Origin of the sequence: Bacillus sp. FSL W8-1202 (assembly GCF_038006165.1) — a bacterium.
Lineage (GTDB): Bacteria > Bacillota > Bacilli > Bacillales > Bacillaceae > Bacillus > Bacillus subtilis.
Genome location: NZ_JBBOUR010000003.1, coordinates 63,792 through 80,482, shown reverse-complemented (window position 1 = coordinate 80,482; position 16,691 = coordinate 63,792). Strand labels below are relative to the sequence as shown.

Annotated in this window: 31 protein-coding genes and 1 pseudogene; 31 read left to right on the top strand and 1 reads right to left on the bottom strand. The window is 33.6% G+C overall.

Features of this window, described 5'->3' with window-relative positions:
* Positions 1-199 precede the first annotated feature (199 nt).
* The 23 genes from yonT to NSQ09_RS22030 all read left to right on the top strand — a co-directional run bounded on the left by yonT (position 200) and on the right by NSQ09_RS22030 (position 12,603).
* Positions 200-376, top strand: a complete 177-nt coding sequence (gene yonT / locus NSQ09_RS22140; protein ID WP_019712271.1) for a type I TA system toxin YonT — start codon at positions 200-202, stop codon at positions 374-376.
* A gap of 18 nt (positions 377-394) precedes the next feature.
* Entirely contained in the window at positions 395-646 is a 252-nt protein-coding gene (locus NSQ09_RS22135; protein WP_144452899.1) for a hypothetical protein, read from the top strand.
* A gap of 127 nt (positions 647-773) precedes the next feature.
* Complete coding sequence (locus NSQ09_RS22130) at positions 774-1,091, top strand: transposase (RefSeq protein WP_014479904.1); 318 nt, start codon at positions 774-776, stop codon at positions 1,089-1,091.
* Positions 1,088-2,002, top strand: a complete 915-nt coding sequence (locus NSQ09_RS22125; RefSeq protein WP_033880480.1) for an IS3 family transposase — start codon at positions 1,088-1,090, stop codon at positions 2,000-2,002. Before NSQ09_RS22130 ends, NSQ09_RS22125 begins: the two co-directional genes overlap by 4 nt.
* A 97-nt stretch (positions 2,003-2,099) precedes the next feature.
* Complete coding sequence (locus tag NSQ09_RS22120; protein WP_003230987.1) at positions 2,100-2,288, top strand: hypothetical protein; 189 nt, start codon at positions 2,100-2,102, stop codon at positions 2,286-2,288.
* Positions 2,289-2,369: 81 nt separating this feature from the next.
* On the top strand, positions 2,370-3,587 hold the full coding sequence (locus tag NSQ09_RS22115) for a hypothetical protein (protein ID WP_341032698.1): 1,218 nt from the start codon (positions 2,370-2,372) through the stop codon (positions 3,585-3,587).
* Positions 3,588-3,902: 315 nt separating this feature from the next.
* Complete coding sequence (locus tag NSQ09_RS22110; RefSeq protein ID WP_068947525.1) at positions 3,903-4,757, top strand: hypothetical protein; 855 nt, start codon at positions 3,903-3,905, stop codon at positions 4,755-4,757.
* Positions 4,758-4,762: 5 nt separating this feature from the next.
* Positions 4,763-5,689: a hypothetical protein gene (locus NSQ09_RS22105; RefSeq protein WP_068947526.1), complete on the top strand. Its 927-nt coding sequence runs from the start codon at positions 4,763-4,765 to the stop codon at positions 5,687-5,689.
* 1 nt (position 5,690) lies between these two features.
* The gene (locus NSQ09_RS22100; RefSeq protein WP_021493585.1) at positions 5,691-6,293 is read left to right on the top strand and encodes a hypothetical protein; all 603 of its coding nucleotides are present in this window, start codon (positions 5,691-5,693) and stop codon (positions 6,291-6,293) included.
* Position 6,294: 1 nt separating this feature from the next.
* Positions 6,295-8,091 (top strand): ATP-dependent helicase, encoded by a 1,797-nt coding sequence (locus tag NSQ09_RS22095; protein WP_341032694.1) that lies wholly within the window; start codon positions 6,295-6,297, stop codon positions 8,089-8,091.
* Positions 8,092-8,136: 45 nt separating this feature from the next.
* Positions 8,137-8,406: a hypothetical protein gene (locus NSQ09_RS22090; protein ID WP_006640590.1), complete on the top strand. Its 270-nt coding sequence runs from the start codon at positions 8,137-8,139 to the stop codon at positions 8,404-8,406.
* Positions 8,407-8,439: 33 nt separating this feature from the next.
* A complete protein-coding gene (locus NSQ09_RS22085; protein ID WP_041336989.1) occupies positions 8,440-8,643 on the top strand; it encodes a hypothetical protein in 204 nt (67 codons plus the stop codon).
* Positions 8,644-8,842: 199 nt separating this feature from the next.
* Positions 8,843-9,091: a hypothetical protein gene (locus tag NSQ09_RS22080; RefSeq protein ID WP_341032692.1), complete on the top strand. Its 249-nt coding sequence runs from the start codon at positions 8,843-8,845 to the stop codon at positions 9,089-9,091.
* Positions 9,092-9,238 (top strand): hypothetical protein, encoded by a 147-nt coding sequence (locus tag NSQ09_RS22075; protein WP_153912182.1) that lies wholly within the window; start codon positions 9,092-9,094, stop codon positions 9,236-9,238. It abuts the gene before it with no gap.
* A 48-nt stretch (positions 9,239-9,286) separates the two neighbouring features.
* Positions 9,287-9,613, top strand: a complete 327-nt coding sequence (locus tag NSQ09_RS22070) for a hypothetical protein (RefSeq protein WP_003230992.1) — start codon at positions 9,287-9,289, stop codon at positions 9,611-9,613.
* A gap of 102 nt (positions 9,614-9,715) precedes the next feature.
* Complete coding sequence (locus NSQ09_RS22065) at positions 9,716-9,913, top strand: hypothetical protein (protein ID WP_032677195.1); 198 nt, start codon at positions 9,716-9,718, stop codon at positions 9,911-9,913.
* A gap of 69 nt (positions 9,914-9,982) precedes the next feature.
* Positions 9,983-10,315, top strand: coding sequence for a hypothetical protein (locus tag NSQ09_RS22060; protein WP_019712280.1), 333 nt, complete (start codon positions 9,983-9,985; stop codon positions 10,313-10,315).
* Between the two features lie 73 nt (positions 10,316-10,388).
* Positions 10,389-10,610 (top strand): helix-turn-helix domain-containing protein, encoded by a 222-nt coding sequence (locus NSQ09_RS22055; protein ID WP_032721663.1) that lies wholly within the window; start codon positions 10,389-10,391, stop codon positions 10,608-10,610.
* Positions 10,611-10,682: 72 nt separating this feature from the next.
* Positions 10,683-10,916: a hypothetical protein gene (locus NSQ09_RS22050; protein ID WP_019712282.1), complete on the top strand. Its 234-nt coding sequence runs from the start codon at positions 10,683-10,685 to the stop codon at positions 10,914-10,916.
* 45 nt (positions 10,917-10,961) lie between these two features.
* Complete coding sequence (locus NSQ09_RS22045; RefSeq protein WP_268400785.1) at positions 10,962-11,198, top strand: hypothetical protein; 237 nt, start codon at positions 10,962-10,964, stop codon at positions 11,196-11,198.
* Between the two features lie 25 nt (positions 11,199-11,223).
* A complete protein-coding gene (locus NSQ09_RS22040) occupies positions 11,224-11,772 on the top strand; it encodes a hypothetical protein (protein ID WP_341032689.1) in 549 nt (182 codons plus the stop codon).
* A gap of 31 nt (positions 11,773-11,803) precedes the next feature.
* The gene (locus tag NSQ09_RS22035) at positions 11,804-12,034 is read left to right on the top strand and encodes a hypothetical protein (RefSeq protein ID WP_341032687.1); all 231 of its coding nucleotides are present in this window, start codon (positions 11,804-11,806) and stop codon (positions 12,032-12,034) included.
* A 56-nt stretch (positions 12,035-12,090) separates the two neighbouring features.
* On the top strand, positions 12,091-12,603 hold the full coding sequence (locus NSQ09_RS22030; RefSeq protein ID WP_341032685.1) for a DUF1643 domain-containing protein: 513 nt from the start codon (positions 12,091-12,093) through the stop codon (positions 12,601-12,603).
* A gap of 94 nt (positions 12,604-12,697) precedes the next feature.
* On the opposite strand, the gene NSQ09_RS22025 is transcribed toward NSQ09_RS22030, so the two are convergent.
* Positions 12,698-12,877: a hypothetical protein gene (locus tag NSQ09_RS22025; RefSeq protein WP_071579439.1), complete on the bottom strand. Its 180-nt coding sequence runs from the start codon at positions 12,875-12,877 to the stop codon at positions 12,698-12,700.
* Positions 12,878-12,947: 70 nt separating this feature from the next.
* On the opposite strand from NSQ09_RS22025, the gene NSQ09_RS22020 reads away from it, so the two are divergent.
* The 8 genes and pseudogenes from NSQ09_RS22020 (at position 12,948) to NSQ09_RS21985 (ending at position 16,691) form a co-directional block, all read left to right on the top strand.
* On the top strand, positions 12,948-13,199 hold the full coding sequence (locus NSQ09_RS22020) for a hypothetical protein (protein ID WP_121591854.1): 252 nt from the start codon (positions 12,948-12,950) through the stop codon (positions 13,197-13,199).
* A gap of 3 nt (positions 13,200-13,202) precedes the next feature.
* Positions 13,203-13,354, top strand: a pseudogene (locus tag NSQ09_RS22015) (hypothetical protein).
* A gap of 11 nt (positions 13,355-13,365) precedes the next feature.
* Positions 13,366-13,500 (top strand): hypothetical protein, encoded by a 135-nt coding sequence (locus tag NSQ09_RS22010; RefSeq protein WP_341032682.1) that lies wholly within the window; start codon positions 13,366-13,368, stop codon positions 13,498-13,500.
* Between the two features lie 114 nt (positions 13,501-13,614).
* On the top strand, positions 13,615-14,193 hold the full coding sequence (locus NSQ09_RS22005) for a hypothetical protein (RefSeq protein WP_341032680.1): 579 nt from the start codon (positions 13,615-13,617) through the stop codon (positions 14,191-14,193).
* Positions 14,194-14,269: 76 nt separating this feature from the next.
* Positions 14,270-14,686 carry a hypothetical protein gene (locus NSQ09_RS22000; protein ID WP_341032678.1) on the top strand — a complete coding sequence of 139 codons (417 nt, stop codon included), beginning with the start codon at positions 14,270-14,272 and terminating at the stop codon, positions 14,684-14,686.
* Positions 14,687-14,862: 176 nt separating this feature from the next.
* On the top strand, positions 14,863-16,023 hold the full coding sequence (locus NSQ09_RS21995; protein ID WP_019712293.1) for an AimR family lysis-lysogeny pheromone receptor: 1,161 nt from the start codon (positions 14,863-14,865) through the stop codon (positions 16,021-16,023).
* Positions 16,024-16,036: 13 nt separating this feature from the next.
* A complete protein-coding gene (aimP, locus tag NSQ09_RS21990) occupies positions 16,037-16,162 on the top strand; it encodes a lysogeny pheromone peptide AimP (RefSeq protein WP_009967508.1) in 126 nt (41 codons plus the stop codon).
* A 328-nt stretch (positions 16,163-16,490) separates the two neighbouring features.
* Positions 16,491-16,691 (top strand): hypothetical protein, encoded by a 201-nt coding sequence (locus NSQ09_RS21985; RefSeq protein ID WP_032677204.1) that lies wholly within the window; start codon positions 16,491-16,493, stop codon positions 16,689-16,691.

The following is a 16,691-nucleotide window of genomic DNA, read 5'->3' as shown; positions in this document are numbered from 1 at the left end:
TCTCAGAACCAATATAACACCTCTCTAAGCATCCTTAATCAATTCCCAATCCAATTGTATTTCTTCCCAATCAAACAGCACACAAAGCATCTCGACACCATCCATCAACACACAAATATCTCACTACAAATATAAAAAATATGTATATAAAAATCATGAATTATGTTATAATAGAGTCATAGGAAAGGAGGTGTACATAGTGCTTGAGAAAGTGGGTATCATAGTTGCTTTCCTCATATCTTTAACGGTTCTTACAATCAACAGTCTAACAATAGTTGAGAAGGTAAGAAACCTAAAGAATGGGACAAGCAAAAAGAAAAAGCGTATACGCAAGCGGCTCCGACCAAAGAGACAACGCCAACGTATACGCCGATGAGAGCTAAGCTAAAGGGGAATGAACTTCTCCTTTAGTTCCTACCCATATTATAACATGATCAAGCACATTGCAAACATGAAACGATTCTCATTATGGTTTACCCATATCACATTCATTGGCTTATTCTTGATGTTTCAACTCATTAAGGATTACTTCAGCAGCGAAGCACAAACACTAATCAACACAATTTTTGTAGTCACATGTATCATTGCCATATTGTTGTGGATCATCTATTTTGTATTCCTTAAACTAAGAAACAAGTCTCACTAATCTTATAGGCCTCATGGTATAATTAAATCATTGAGGTGAGATGATTGCTATTTAGCCCCCTAATGAATTTGGACACCTACTAAGAGTGGTTTTATACTTATGGTTGCCAAATAAGGGGGCTTTTGTGATGCAAAGACGAAAACATTCTGCTGAATTTAAACAACAGGTGGTACAAGAAGCAATTGAAACAGGCAATAAAGCTTTGGTGGCGAGACGTCACGAGCTCAGTCCAAATCTCGTAAGCAAATGGGTAAAAGCTTTTCAGGAAAAAGGCAATCTAGATCATTCCGGCATTCAAGATATTGTTTCTCCCTCAGGGATCAAACAGTTGGAGGAGGAGAATGACCAGCTTAAAAAGCTGTTAGGCGAAAAAGATTTAGAAATTTCCATTCTCCGTGACGTACTAAAAAAGAAGAACCCTCACTTACTGAAACGCTTGAAATAGCGAATGAGTGGATTGCGAAAGGTTATGCCGTCCGTAAAGTCCTGAAGATTTTAGAGATTTCTCCTTCTACGTACTATTATCAATACAAGAAAGAAGAAAAGTCAGTAAGTGAGGGCAGACCCATTCCGGGCTATTCACTCACTAAGAACGGCAAAAAAATACCGGATGAACAAATACAGGAATGGCTGATGGAACTCATCTCAGGTGAAGCCGGTGTCTATGGCTATCGAAAGTTGTGCCTCCGCCTTCGAAGCGAGTATGCGCTACAGATTAACAAAAAGAAAGTGTACCGATTATGTAAGGAACTCGATATCCTACAGCCACAGCGAGAAGTGAAGTTCCACTATCCAAGAAAATTAGCGAGGAACCGGATCATCACTGAATCGAATCAGCTGTGGGAAGCAGATATTAAATACGGCTACATCGAAGGTGAAGAGCGTTTCTTCTTTATTCTATCGCTCATTGATGTATATGACCGTTCCATCATTGATTATCATATTGGTTTACATTGTACCGGACACGACGCTGGCCAACTCGTGCAGCGTGCCTTGTTTAAGCGTCAGCAATTTGAAAGAGAAACAAAGCCAGTCATTCGAACGGATAATGGTCCACAATTTATTTCTCTAGCGTTTCAGAAAGCATGTGAAACGTTCCACATCGAACATGAACGCATTCCGCCGAGAACACCGAATATGAATGCCCATATCGAGTCGTTTCACCGATTACTAGAGTATGAATGTTTGAGGCGGTTCGCTTTTCATTCCTACGCAGATGCGTATCATGAGGTGGCTGAATACATGGATTTCTACAATAATCGAAGAATCCATTCGAGTATTTTAGATTTAGCACCAAATGAATTTTATCAACGAAACCAAACAGAAGAGCTAACGATTAAAGAAGTGAGAGTATGAGGCAGGATGATTTTCTTGCCTCACCTAAAATAAAGAGCAATTCTATGAAATAATGAGCTAAGAGTAGTATGTGTCCAAAATTAGGGGGTTAACCCGATTGGAGAAAAAATTCCTGGATGCTATTCGGCAGCTGACAAAGGAATTGGAAATGCTCAAGAAAGATATTGACTCCATCAAAGAAGCAACTGTCAGAATTGATAAAGACCTTTTAGAGTACAGAGAAGAGATAAGCAAAGTAAAACAAGGTGATTCAGTATTAATCATGCAGCAACATAAGGATAATTAAATATGCGTTATAAATAAGGGAGCGGTAAGGCAATTATCGTTCCTTATTTTTCAATACAAAATTAAAATATAAGGAGAATATATGGAAAGAGTTAAAGTGATCGATTCTATTATGGGTAGCGGTAAAACATCTGCAGCAATTGACATGATAAATAATTCAGGGACAGACGAAAATTTTATTTTCATTACACCGTACTTGGATGAAGTGGATCGCATTAAGAAGAGCATAAGCAGTAAACAAATTTATGAACCTAAAGTAAAGAAGAAAGGTGACAAAACACAATATAAGTTTGAGTCATTTCATGAACTTTTATCTCAGAACAAAAATATTGTTGCTACACATAATCTATTCAAAAATGCTAATGACGAAACAAAGGAGCTGATCCTTTCAGGCAACTATACATTGATATTAGATGAAGTTATGGAAGTAGTTGAACAGTTACGTGTTAAGAAGCATGATCTAACTACACTATTTGAATCAAAGTTAATATATGTTGAAGGCGGATTTGTCAAATGGAATGAAGAAAAAAAGGACTATGAAACACGCTATGATGATATCCGTGATATGGCTTTAAACAATAATCTTATGTACTTTAAAGACAATATATTGATTTGGAATTTTCCTGCAGATATATTCAAGTTGTTTAAAGAAGTTTACATACTCACTTACATGTTTGATGCTCAAATACAAAGATATTATTATGATATAAACAATATCAAGTATCAAAAATACGTTTCTGAATTTATAGATGGGCAATACAGGTTTACAAAACATAATACTGAATATGAGAGTATTCTAAAGGCTCAATTAAGAAATAAAATAAAAATATATGAAGGTAACTTGAATACAGTTGGCCAATTGGATTATTCTTTATCATCTAATTGGTATAAAAATAAATCACCGTATACGATCAAGAAGGTAAAGAACAATGTATTCAATTACTTTAACAACATTGTTAAGTCATCAAGTGATGAAGCTATGTGGACGACCTATTCAGAACATAAGAATAAAATAAAAGGTAATGGATATACAAAAGGGTTTGTGTCATGTAATGCAAGAGCTACCAATGATTTTAAGCACAAAAAACATTTAGTGTATACAATAAACAGATACGTTAACACTGTTCTATATAATTATTTTAAAGAGAAATATCAAATAACAATTGATCAAGATGCATTTGCATTATCCGAGTTAGTACAATGGATTTGGAGATCTGCAATAAGAGATGGTGATGAAATAACATTATACATACCCTCATTAAGGATGAGGGAGCTACTTATTGAATGGTTAAATGGGTAGCTAAAGAGAATAAACCTCTTAAACTCTAAAAAAAGCTCAATAATACCAAGGGTTTTCCCGTCTAAGTCTTTAAGAGAGACAAAAATAAATTAAATAATAAATTAAGAGAATGGGGGTGCTGCTAATTGTTCAATACGGTTCGTTCCTCACCTGAACAATTTTTGCTCACACCACCCCCAAACCCCCTCATGAGCAATCATATTTAATCATATAAAAATAAAAAATATGTATATAAATTGTTGAATTATTAAAGTGACCCGTATATAATGTAATTAACAAATATAAAAAATATGAATTAGGAGGAGAATACATAATATGAAGAATACCAATCTATATTTAATCAGGGAAAGTGAAAGAGAGCAGTACATGGATCGAATTGATGCCTTGGACAAAGTGAAAAAGTTAAAGATGCTAGGTGACAAAAAACATACTTCAATAAAATTCTTGTCAGAGTATTTCGGAATGAAAGTACCTACATTAACTACATACATCCACAGAAATAATGAGGTTTTGGTTGAAGACGGACTGAAGAAACTAGAAGGATTAGAGCTTGAAGGATTTAAGCATAAATATAATATGCCTGGGAAATTCATTAAGCTATATATCGTTCCTAAAAGAGCAGCTTTAAGATTGGCAATGATCCTTAAAAATTCAGATACAGCCATTAAGGTAAGAAAAGAACTCACAGATGAGGAGGACGGTGCTCAACAAGAGTTTGTTCCATCGGTTTTTCATGAAAGGAAAGAAGTTGTTGCGCCTGCTTCAGATACAAATGTAATTAAAGAAATGATGAAGTCGAACAATATACAAATTCTACATGAGGTGAAGAACATGTTAACGCCGATTTTTAATATGCAGCAATCTGTGCAAAACATGACAGAAACCTCAACAAAAGAAATCTTTGATCTTAAAAACGAAATTTTGTCTTTGAAACATGAGAAGACTGGAACAAACAAACTATTAGCTGATAAAGATGACAAGATCAATAAACTTAGTAACAAAGTAAAAAGCCAGAAGAAAAGAATAGACAAGCTTCAAGAGCTTATTGCAAGCGAGTTGATTGATCTTGATGAAGATGGTTCCAAATCAACAAAAGTGAAAAAAGAGGATAACCCTTTGAAAAACATAAAACTAAAAATGGATCGAAATGGTAATTTAGAAAGGATGTAAAGACAATGGCAAACGAATTATTAACAGAGTTCAAATATGATTTAGTCGATCAATCAACAGCTGATTTCCTTAAACAAAAAGAATTTAACATGCGTGAGATTGTCGGTAAAGCTTATACCAAGCTAGGAAGGGAACTGAAGGAAGCCCAGGAGCATTTAGCAAGTCACAACAAATATCAAGGGGTTTTTGAAAAGTGGTTTAGATCTATCGGGTTAAAAAGGGATGCCGTTTGGCGATTAATTAACAGATATGATCTCATCGCAAATTGCGACAACATCGAAAAAGGACTTCTTGAAGACCTGCCAGTATCTCTAACATATGAAATAGCTAAACCTTCATCAGAATCAACAGAGTCAAAGAAACAAGCTAAGAAAGCTGTCTTAAATGGAGAAGTCAAGACATTAAAGGAATACAAAGAGCTTGAAGCTAAATTGAGGAAAGCTGAAGAGAATAATAAGAATCTTAGTTATGAATTAAGTCAAGAAAAGAAGAACAGGACAGTTGTTGAAAAAGTCATTGATAACACTGACTACAAACAAATAGAAACATTAAAAAAAGAATTAGAGTATAAAAATAAAAAATATGAAAACTTATCAAAACAAAAAATGATCTTAGAGCAACAACTTGAAAGGAGTGATGTGAAAGTAAAAGAATACGAGGAGCTAACAAACAAATTAAAGGCCGTAACAAGAGAGCAGGATGATCTAGGGAGACAAGTTGAGGCCACTTCAGAGCTTTCTGAAATGGTTTGGGAGATTGAAAAAGTACTAAAAGGTAGTTTAGCGCCTGTAAAGTATGCAAAGGCCATTAGGGATATGAGTGACAATCAAATTATAATGAACAATCTTGATTCTGTAATCGGGAATGTGGAATCCTGGTGCAAAGAAATGAGAAAAATTACGAATAAAAATAATATTATCGAGGTGTTTTAATATGGCGATTAATGAATTGGAATTGAACAAGATGTCAAACGGAGAAATTGATATGCTCATGGACAAGGTATTAAGTTTAAAAGTTAATAGATTAAGTGAAGATTTTATAAAAATGGCTGATAAACAAAAAGAGCTGGAACTTCAAGTTGAGCAGTTGTCTTTAAAAGAAAGTGAAAATGCAGAAGAAATTTCAAAGATGGAAGGCAAGTTTAAAGAATACGATGAAACATTCTTTACCTTCCAACATGATAAATCAGGAAAATTTCTGGAGTTTAAAAATGCTGCTAAAAGTAAAGTGTTTGATTATGTAAAACCAATTGGCAGTCCAGAGCACCTTTTATTTTATAGAGGGTTGTTGATGCAATGCTATGGAAAAGTGTCTGAAGCTCTAAATGTACCTAATACTTCGAGCATTAACATCAATGACTTTGAAGCTGCTTTGAAAATTGTTAAAAGATGGGCGCCAAGCAGAAAATATATTGACAAGAAAATTAACGAATACATAGCTATGCATGAAAATAATTCACTTCAACGAGAGAAAGTCAATGCTTTATTTACATATTTAGAAAAAACAGAAGAGGGAACAAAAGGGGGAATTATTTAGAATGACTGTAAAGTTTAACAAACAACAATTAGAAGCGATTAATTTTTATAAAGGAGCTTGCGCAGTCATTGCAGGGGCAGGGAGCGGTAAAAGCACCGTTCTCCTTAACCGTGTTAAAACATTGGTGAGGGATTACGGTGAAGATCAAGAGGATATTTTAGCCATCAGTTTTACGCGTAATACTGCAAATGAGCTTAAGAAGAAATTACATAAGCAGAAATTAACTAGTGTGAATGTAGGTACATTTCATTCAGTATGCCGCAACATTCTTCTCAAAGAGGGAATTGAAATTAACGAGAAAAATACGATTAAAGAATGGCAGCGAGAAAACTGTTTTAAATCACTTGAAGAGAAACCAGACATTAAAGACATTACGGGTTTCATCAGCTACCAAAAGAACTTTTTAAGGGGCTACACAGACGAGTTTTTAATTAAAGAGAGTAAATATACCGAGGAGCAATTACGTCTCTTCTATAAGGAGTATGAGGCTTTTAAATCCAAAAACGGACTGTACGATTATGATGATTATTTATTGGAGTGTTACAAGGTGCTAAAAAACAATAAACATAAGTATACGTATGAATTTATTCTTGTAGACGAGCATCAAGATTCTAACTTAGTACAAAATCTCATTTTAAAAGAACTTTGCGCCTCTGGTAACATATTCTGCTTATTCGATTATAGACAAGCTATTTACACATTTAGAGGCGGCAATACTGAGTATTGTATGGAGTTTGAAAAGGATTGGGAAAACGCCACTGTGATTAACCTGGATACAAATTATAGATCAAATAAAAACATAGTTGATAACGCAAACAGCTTTATCAAGGAATACTATGGTGACTATGAACATTACGCAGACTCCGTCCCTAATATTCATAACAATGGCGAAATTCAAACACTAACGTATCAGGACAGAGAAGCAGAAGGTCTGAATACAGCTGATAAAATTGAAACATTGCTTAAAGCCGGTGAAAAACCATCAGAAATTTGTGTCCTTTATAGATTAAACTCTCATTCTAGCTATGTTGAGAATGAATTAAAAAGGCGTGAAATTGAATATGATATTACTAATAATGGGAGCTTTTTCAAGAGAAAAGAGGTAAAAGGGATTGTAGCTTATTTAAGATTAATTCGTGATCCACATGATGATGCAGCCTTTCGAGATATTTTCACACTAAGGAATGATCCATTTCGTTATTTTAGCAATAAGAATTTAAAAGATGTTGAGTCATTTGCCGGACAAACAAATATGTCCTTATATGAGGCCATGTTAAATATGAGATTTGATCGTCCGACTCAAAACGATAACGTCTTGAAATTCCAAAGTATGATTAATAAACTCCAAATGCAAGTGCTTAAAGGGATTGCCGTGGAAGAATTGATCGACAATGTAGTTAAAACTTTCAGAATGAATGATTACATAGAAGAGAAATACCTCGATGAAGATGAGATAACTGACAGAAAAGAATCTCTCAATACCATGAAGAAATTTGTTAAGAATAATAACTTAGAGCAGTTCATTAATTTTGTATACGGCAACAAGCCAAGTATAAAGAAAAATGAAAATGCGGTGCGATTAATGACTATTCACGCAAGCAAGGGTCTAGAATTTAAACATGTGTTCTTAATTGGGGTTGAAGATGGTAAGTTTCCTCATATAAAAAGCGATCTTTTAGACGAAGCAAGATTATTTTATGTCGGCGTAACAAGACCTAAGGAGAGCCTGTATCTTAGTCAAATTGGTCACTGTAATATGTTTTTTGATGAGTATAGGCAACATGATCTTGTTTGTTAAGAATCTAAATAAAATGCATATTTTAAACAGAACGAGGAGATTGAAATGAAAGAGAATGATATGACGAAAGAAAATAGGAACCTAGTTATACTTGAAGCAGAAAGAGAACAGGCTAAAATGCGATTAGAGAATGAAATTTCAAGCATTCGTAACATGTTAGATAATTTAGAATCAAAGTTAAAAAACAATCAGCAATTATATATATCGGATGGCTTGCAAGGGAATGGCAGTAATATTGACAAACATCTCGCACAATTAGCAACCTATGATAGAGCGATTGAACTTTTCAATAGACAATTTTCTAAGGATGAATAAAACAGTAATTTAAACAGAATGGAGAAGGTTGAAATGGGAAAAAGATTTGTAGAAAAGCTGGAATCGTATGAAAGAAAAGCATATGAAGGACAGTGTGGAGAAAATTGGCTCACAGAATTAGGCGAAAACGTAACGATCTATATTCGAGAATGTGCGAGAAATAATACACGAGCAACAATTGGAGGGCTTGAAAAGCACATTGATGAAGTAGCTAAAAGGTACTTGGACTCTAAATAAAACAACAATTTTATACATAGAGAGGGTGATCAAATGATTTCAATGGATAAATTAAGTCTGAGACTGCTCATTGAAAGATTGAGGTGGATTAAGAAAAATCCTATACAAGCTTTAGAAAGACTCTGCTATTACGAAAATGTTATAGAAAGACAGAATGAGACTATTCGGAAGCTTAGACAGGATAAGGAGGCGTTAAATAATGGCTAAATGTAATGATTGCGGCAACAAACGTTTTTTCTATCTTGAGGTATCAGTGACGGCGAAACAACTTATTGATACAACAGGTGGAGCGAGAAACGGGAAAATCTATGATGTTAATTATGCAGGGTTAGACAATATTTTCAATGAAGGGAATCTTATTTTCAAAAAATGTGAATCAAGGGACGTTGAACATGAAGATGGCGAAGGTGATTATAGGTTGTACAATAGAGATAGTGAGGAAGATTAGATGGAGATTGAATTAAAGAAAGTAAATGGTGTATTAAATAGCGTCTCACTTGAACTTTTGGAAGGCTCAAAAGAAAAAGATTCAGAAGTGATCACAGTTCACCAGTCTTTATTAAAAGAAAGCCTTCCTTTTGGATATTTTGATTAGTGTCAATTCTGAATAAAACAGCAGTTTTAATGAAAGGGGAAATAAATTTTGCTTACATTAAATCAAAACAACTTAAACTTTTTAGTGGATAATGGCTTTGAACTAAAGCGGTATGAGGAGCAGGGATTATCATTTTATACAAAAGAAATAAAGGACAGCCACTCTTTGAAAAAATTAATTACACATCATTATGAAATTCAGGAAGATGAAGAGATCAACACAAAAGGAACAAGTTTTATCATGGAGATACAGACAACTGGGGAAAACCCTCAATGGCTCTTTACCGGTGAATATGAAAAGCTTGGTATTCTTCAAGACCAAAATCAGTTTATTGAATTTGTAAAGAAAATCGAAAAAGTGATTACGATCAGCTAGGATTTGCATTTATATTTGTCAAAGGGGTGTTCAGGCCTTGGTGTAGATGCCGATATAATTATAGACATAGGATTTGTTGAGTAAAACTTTAGGAGGAGCGTTGTGGCAAAGGTTACTTTCTACAAACAGCCTGATGGCAGAATAATTCAAGAAACAAAATCATTTGGAAAAGTTGAGCGAACATATGTGACTGAAGAACAAATGAACAAATATGAAAGTCAACGAAACTCATTTGCTGGCTGTGGGTGCCTAGTAGTATTTATATTTATATTCTATTACTTTATTAAATCTCAAGTGTGATTGAATAACACCTCATTACGTATGATGAATTTTAATTTCACTAAAAGCTACAAAGGAGATTATTAATCAATGTTTAAAAGACTAATTTTGTTTCTTTCAATATGTATGTTGTTATCAGGTTGCGGTCACGAAGAAGGGGATTTATTTATTTTAAAAGAAACTACACAGGGATCAGATACAATTGATTCATATCAAGCTGCAATAAAGGAAGCAAAAACTGATGGAACATTTGATGTAGATGGAGATTATATAAACACCCTCTTTAAAGGCGATACTGTAATGTATATAAAAGAGGATAAAAACAAAGGGTATACTCAAGTTCAAATGATGGATGGATTAGACGAAGATACAAAGTGGTGGATACCTTCAGACATCTTCGAAAAGGTTATCAAGAAAAAATAAAGGTCAAGCAAGTCTTGACCATTTTTTACAACCATATTGATAATTTATAAAGATCAAGACTGAGGTGAGACCACTGATTAAATCAAATTTAAAGCCCATAATAGACGAAAGAAAGATCAGTATACGGAAGCTATCCAGAGATATTGATCATGAGTATCCGACCGTCAGAAAGCTTTATAATGACGAAATGGAGCGGTATCCAAGAGAGCTACTGGATAAAGTCTGTACATACCTAAACATCGAGCTGCAGGAATTGCTGATATTCGAAAAAAGCCATAACCATATCGATGGATAAAGATGAAAATGGTATACTAAAGTTGCAGAGATAGGAAACATTTACATATTATTTAAGAGGATGGTTTTAAATATGCCAAAAAATTATAGTGAAAGAGGCTTTGCCATATATGAAGAGTTCAGTGACACTCAACAAACAATTGTTAAAGTTCAAAAAAGCTCTTTAGCTGAAGAGAATTGCGTTTTCATTCTTGGGAATAACGATATAAGTAGTCATCCAGATAAGTATTTTCCTCCTCATTTAAATGTAGAGCAAGCTAAGCGTGTTATTAAAGCGCTGCAAGAGTTTGTTAGGGATAATGAATAAACTAAGTTTCAATAAAATCGTACTTTCATAGAGAATAAAGTTATAATGCAAAATACAGTAAAAGTAACCTTCAATGTTAACGGAATAGAAATCAAAACAAATGCGGGTGTACCACAAATGCCAAATGGTATTAATGCTGACAATATGATTGTTTTGCATGCAAAAAGCAATTTGAAGAAAAACCTAGGCATTGATATTTTTGAGGTTATGAATGCAGAGCATTACGAAGATATAGAACATCTCGTGACCATTGACAAATCAGGCTATACTCAGGGTATCTAAAAATCCATCTTAAGGGGAGAGCTCGATGATATATGTTTATCTTTTTTTATGTATTCTGTTGTTAAATTTTGTTTATAACTATGCTAAATTTAAACAATGTGAAAAGTTCATCTCATGGTATGAAAAATGGCTCTTAGATCCAGACTTTAATGTAAATTTATTAGAATACAAATCAAATATAATATCTCTAGTAGAGAGAGCCGGTTTTGGGGATGTATTGATTCCATATTCAGAAGAAGCTGGTTACGGTCGAATTAGAACAGGTCAGGTAAGTCCAATGAAACAGTTTCCAAGTAGGAGACAAGATATTGCAACAGGAATTCTAATTCAATTGTCTTCATCTAAAGGGACATATAGAAAGCGGATGTTAAATTCAGTTAACCCTCTTTCATGGTTAGAAATATTAATTTACTTACCAAGTTTTTTATTGAACTATTTAGGTATTAAAAAAAACAGTGTGCTTCCAAAATTATTTAATATTATATGGTGGATACTTGGTGTAGTGTTAATCCCAATGTTTATTTCAACTTATACTCCTGAGATAAGCAACTTCATTAGAAATATATTTAAATAAAACTACGATTTTAAGGGGAGCAGGTGTACATATGACGGTCAAAATTATTACAGTTTGGTATAAATACAATAATGAAGGCAGCGAAGCGAGATTAAATCACATTGAAGATGGATGGGCGAACGGAGAATATCCAAAGCCTTTAGATCCGTCATTCACCAGTCAAGAAGCATGGAAGAAAAGTGATTGGGAAAGGAAACACTCTTATTTAGATGAAAAATATCAAGTATTAAGCGTACCACCAGCTTATTGGGATGAGAGTTGACAAAAAGTAAAAGGAGAAGGCAAAAAGGATAACTAGTAGGGAAGAGGTGTCTTAAGTTGAGATCATGGACTACAGAAGAAAAAGTTAAAGCCATATTTAATAGTGATGAAGAAACAAAAAGGCTTTATCGCTATATGTTAGACTGCGAATGGGATGGAGCGTTGAATAAAGTTGCCTTTATTATGCTCAATCCGAGCATTGCTGACACTTCTGTATGTGATAAAACTCTAAACCGTTGTGTGAACTTTTCGAAATCTTGGGGATATGGAGGAATGGTTATTGTGAACCTATTCGCTTATATCTCTCCGCATCCTCAAGATTTAAAAAAGGTAGACGACCCTATTGGAGAAAATAATAATAAGTACTTACTAGATGCGGCTAACATGGCTGATAAAATCATTTTAGCTTGGGGTAATACCTTTCAAGGTAAAGTATTTAAAAGGAGAGAAAAAGAGGTGTCAGAGTTACTGAAAGGACATTCTTGTTACTGTATCAAGAAAACAAAGGATAATAAGTTTCCAAGACATCCATTGTACTTAAGCAGTGAACTAAAACCTATTCCGTATTGATGATAATAATGGTTGAAAGAAGGTAGGTGAGCAAATGATTAAAGTTTGCATAATAGGTCATAGATATCAGTTAAATAAAAAAAGAGCAATTACACTAAATGCTCTTTTTCATACCGCAGCGACGGCATTCGCGTAAGAATACCCCACTCTTCACAGAGCTTTTGAACAATGTGTAATCGCAATTGTCGCAGCGACCGTATTTTACATCAGGATACTCTTTGTAATCATAAACGATTGAAGTATCATACCCGTTTGTTTCGTATTTCTCTTCCACAAGATCACCTACATAATTTATTCAACATACTCAAGAATACCAAATTCCGTTCGATATAGGGAGGGAACAAATGATTGGATTAGCTTATTTTTTAATTATTTGGCTTGGAGTTGGATTATTGACTGGCATTAAGTTTATTTTTGTTGATCAGGTCTATGATGAAGAGTTTAAAGAACTCATGGATAAAGAAACAGCAGCAGGCATGGAAAGGAATTTGGCCAGCCTGTTTTTCAAAAATAAGCTTAATGTGATTGCATTCTTCATGTTAATCGGTCTGCTGCCATTAATAATGAGAATTACAAAATTATTTAAAAGAGGTTGATTTATGCCTTTGCTTGATTATTTTTATGTATTGCAGTTTGAAAACAAGGAATACTTCAAATCATTTAAGTTAGATGAGAGTGGTTATTTGACATCTAATGACCTCCATGAAATGTTCAATGTGAGGTAAGGGAAATTCAAGTAGTGACTCGGTAAGGGGTGTTCATGTGTATTGGATAGAGTGGATTGAGGATGGGGACAAGAAAAGCATTGTTGCAGAAGGTTGGATTGAATGTGCTGCTATACTTGAAGATTTGTATCAAAAGCGGTTAGAGTATGTGGATTGGAACCGGCTTTATTAAAGCATTATTCTGAATAAACAGTGTCTTAATGTTGGATAGTTTGTTTTTTCTTTCTAAACCAAAAAATTAAAAAGGAAAGGCTTTGTTATCGTGGATCAAATAGGAGTAACGTTAATGAATGTATGGGATTGGTTTCTTTCTAACACAGGAAGTTTAGGGATGTTTGTATTAACGATTTTCATCGCATACTATTCTAAAAAATCATCTAAAGCTAGCTTAGAGGCTGCAAAATTAGCGAAGAAAGAGTATGAAAGTAAAAGGGAACCGGAAGTAATAATCTATTTTGAGATAAATGAATTTATGCTGGATTTTAAAATGAAGAATATCGGTAATGGTGTAGCGACCAATGTGACTGTCGATTTAGAAGAAAAGAGCGGTAATTTTCAAAAGAGCTATATGTACAAAATGAAAAACGGAATTTTTAATACCAGCATTCAGACATTTGCTCCTAATCAAGAAATCAAAGGAATTGCTGCTGAAAAATCAGATATTAAAACTGATTCTGGGTATCCTGTTTTCACATGTAATATCAACTATAGTGATACTAACGGAAGAATATATAATAAAAGTTATGACTTTGATTTAAATTATATTGGAGGACTAGTTTGGAAACAAAAAGCAACCTTGAATAATGTTGCTGATAGTCTAAAAGGAATTAAAGAAGAAATACGAAATCTTCAATCCAAGTCCTAAATTATAATAAGACACAATGGAAACTTGCTTAAATTTAAGTAAGTTTAATAAAAATAATTGTTGATAAGGAGAATTTATGAAACAAGTTTACTTATACTTTAGATGGGAAGACCTCCACAATGAAATAGGAGCGGATTCCTTTAATCTATTGAGAGCAAGTTATTCTAATTTGAGTGAACAGCAATTAGTAGAGTTAATTAAAGAGTTGATATTTATAGAGCGGGAGGATATCGCTGCGAAATTTGATATACACCTATCTGAGAATGCCCCAGTTTTCGATGAACGGCAACATGTGGTTTATAAAGGCGTTGCCGGAGATATGAACTACAAAGACATGTTGCTTTCTTTGGTAACGGCATTAGATTTGACTAATACACTTGACCATGTGCAGAATATCCTGTCCTTAGCTAAATGCTTAAGAAGTTTTGATAGAGAAATTTTCGCTAGGTTTGCAAAGGATATTGCGGAAGAGGTGTATTATAGCCTTAAGTAGGGCCTTATGCTTTAAAAGAACACAATGAGGTTTAGTCCTCATTGTGTCTAGTTAAAATAGGAATTTTAAAGAGAATACAAATACAAAAAATATGTATAAAATAATTGACTCGTAATGTGATCTATAGTATTATTAAGTTAACCAATAAAGACAACAAAAAGAAATGAGGGGAAATAATGGAGTTAATAAGGATAGCTATGAAGAAAGACTTGGAAAATGACAACTCTTTAATGAATAAATGGGCAACAGTAGCTGGCCTTAAAAACCCCAATCCTCTTTATGACTTCTTAAACCATGATGGGAAAACATTTAATGAATTTTCTTCAATAGTCAACATTGTTAAGAGTCAGTATCCAGACCGTGAATATGAATTAATGAAAGATTACTGTTTAAACCTAGATGTTAAGACAAAGGCAGCAAGAAGTGCATTGGAGTATGCTGATGCAAATATGTTTTTTGAAATAGAAGATGTTTTAATAGATTCAATGATTTCTTGCAGCAATATGAAAAGTAAAGAATATGGAAAAGTGTATAAAATACATAGAGAACTGTCTAACAGTGTTATTACTGAATTTGAGGCAGTAAAAAGACTCGGCAAATTAAATATAAAAACACCTGAAATGAATTCTTTCTCAAGACTCTTGCTGCTTTATCATTATTTAAGCACTGGTAACTTTTCTCCGATGGCCCAACTTATAAAACAAATTGACCTAAGTGAGATTTCTGAGAACATGTACATTAGAAATACATATCAAACAAGAGTTCATGTTCTAATGTCTAATATAAAGTTAAATGAAAATTCATTAGAGGAGTGCAGAGAGTACTCGAAAAAGGCATTGGAAAGTACAAATATCCTGAGATTTCAGGTTTTCAGCTACTTAACTATTGGAAACTCTCTATTATTTTCGAATTATGAATTGGCTCAAGAAAACTTTTTAAAAGGGCTAAGCGTTTCTGTTCAAAATGAAAATTACAACATGATTTTCCAGCAGGCTTTGTGCTTCTTAAATAATGTATGGCGCAAAGAAAATAAGTGGATTAATTTTGAATCTGATTCAATTATGGATTTGCAGGAGCAAGCCCATTGTTTTATCAACTTTAATGAAAATTCCAAAGCAAAAGAAGTTTTGGATAAACTAGATCTTTTAGTTCACAACGATAATGAGCTTGCAATGCATTATTATTTGAAAGGAAGACTCGAACAAAATAAAGCATGTTTCTATTCTTCAATCGAGTATTTTAAAAAGTCTAATGACAAATTCCTTATTAGGCTGCCACTGTTAGAACTGCAAAAGATGGGTGAAAATCAAAAACTTTTAGAATTACTTTTACTTTAAAGGAGGTGAGACAATGAAAAAACTTATTATGGCTTTAGTTATCTTGGGCGCACTAGGCACTTCTTACATAAGTGCAGATTCTTCAATCCAACAAGCTTCAGGTGATTATGAGGTTGCTGGAATGCCACGTGGAGCATAAAATCCATTGACACATAAAGTTATTAGTATTATTATTTATTTAATTAAATTAAACAGAGAAAAGGAAGACGTTTGGCTCTTTTGAGCTAAGCGTCTTTTGTAGTTTTAAGGCCGTCACTTAAATATTAGGTTTTAATAACATCTAGTGATCAACTTCAAATACATACACCCTAATTAAATGAAATGCATTACAAAGCAGCACATTCGCAAAAAAAAATTGCGTAGAATGTGCTATTTGTCGTTAAAAAAATCTTTACTTCCCTTTTGTAATGCATTACAATTGCTATAGATGCAAAAGACAAAAAATATGTATATAGGAGGTTGGTGGTATGTCCGCAATTAGTTACTTAAAAAACAGTATGACAATACATAAAACTATTTACCAAAAGAAAGTTGAAAGCTTAGTTAAAAATGATTTGTTTTTTCATGAAAAAAGCATTGAAAAGTCAAAAATAATGAAGAATGAAAATGTTCGAAAACAACTAACTAAAGGATACATGAAATTGCTAAGCGAATACAAGGAGGATTAA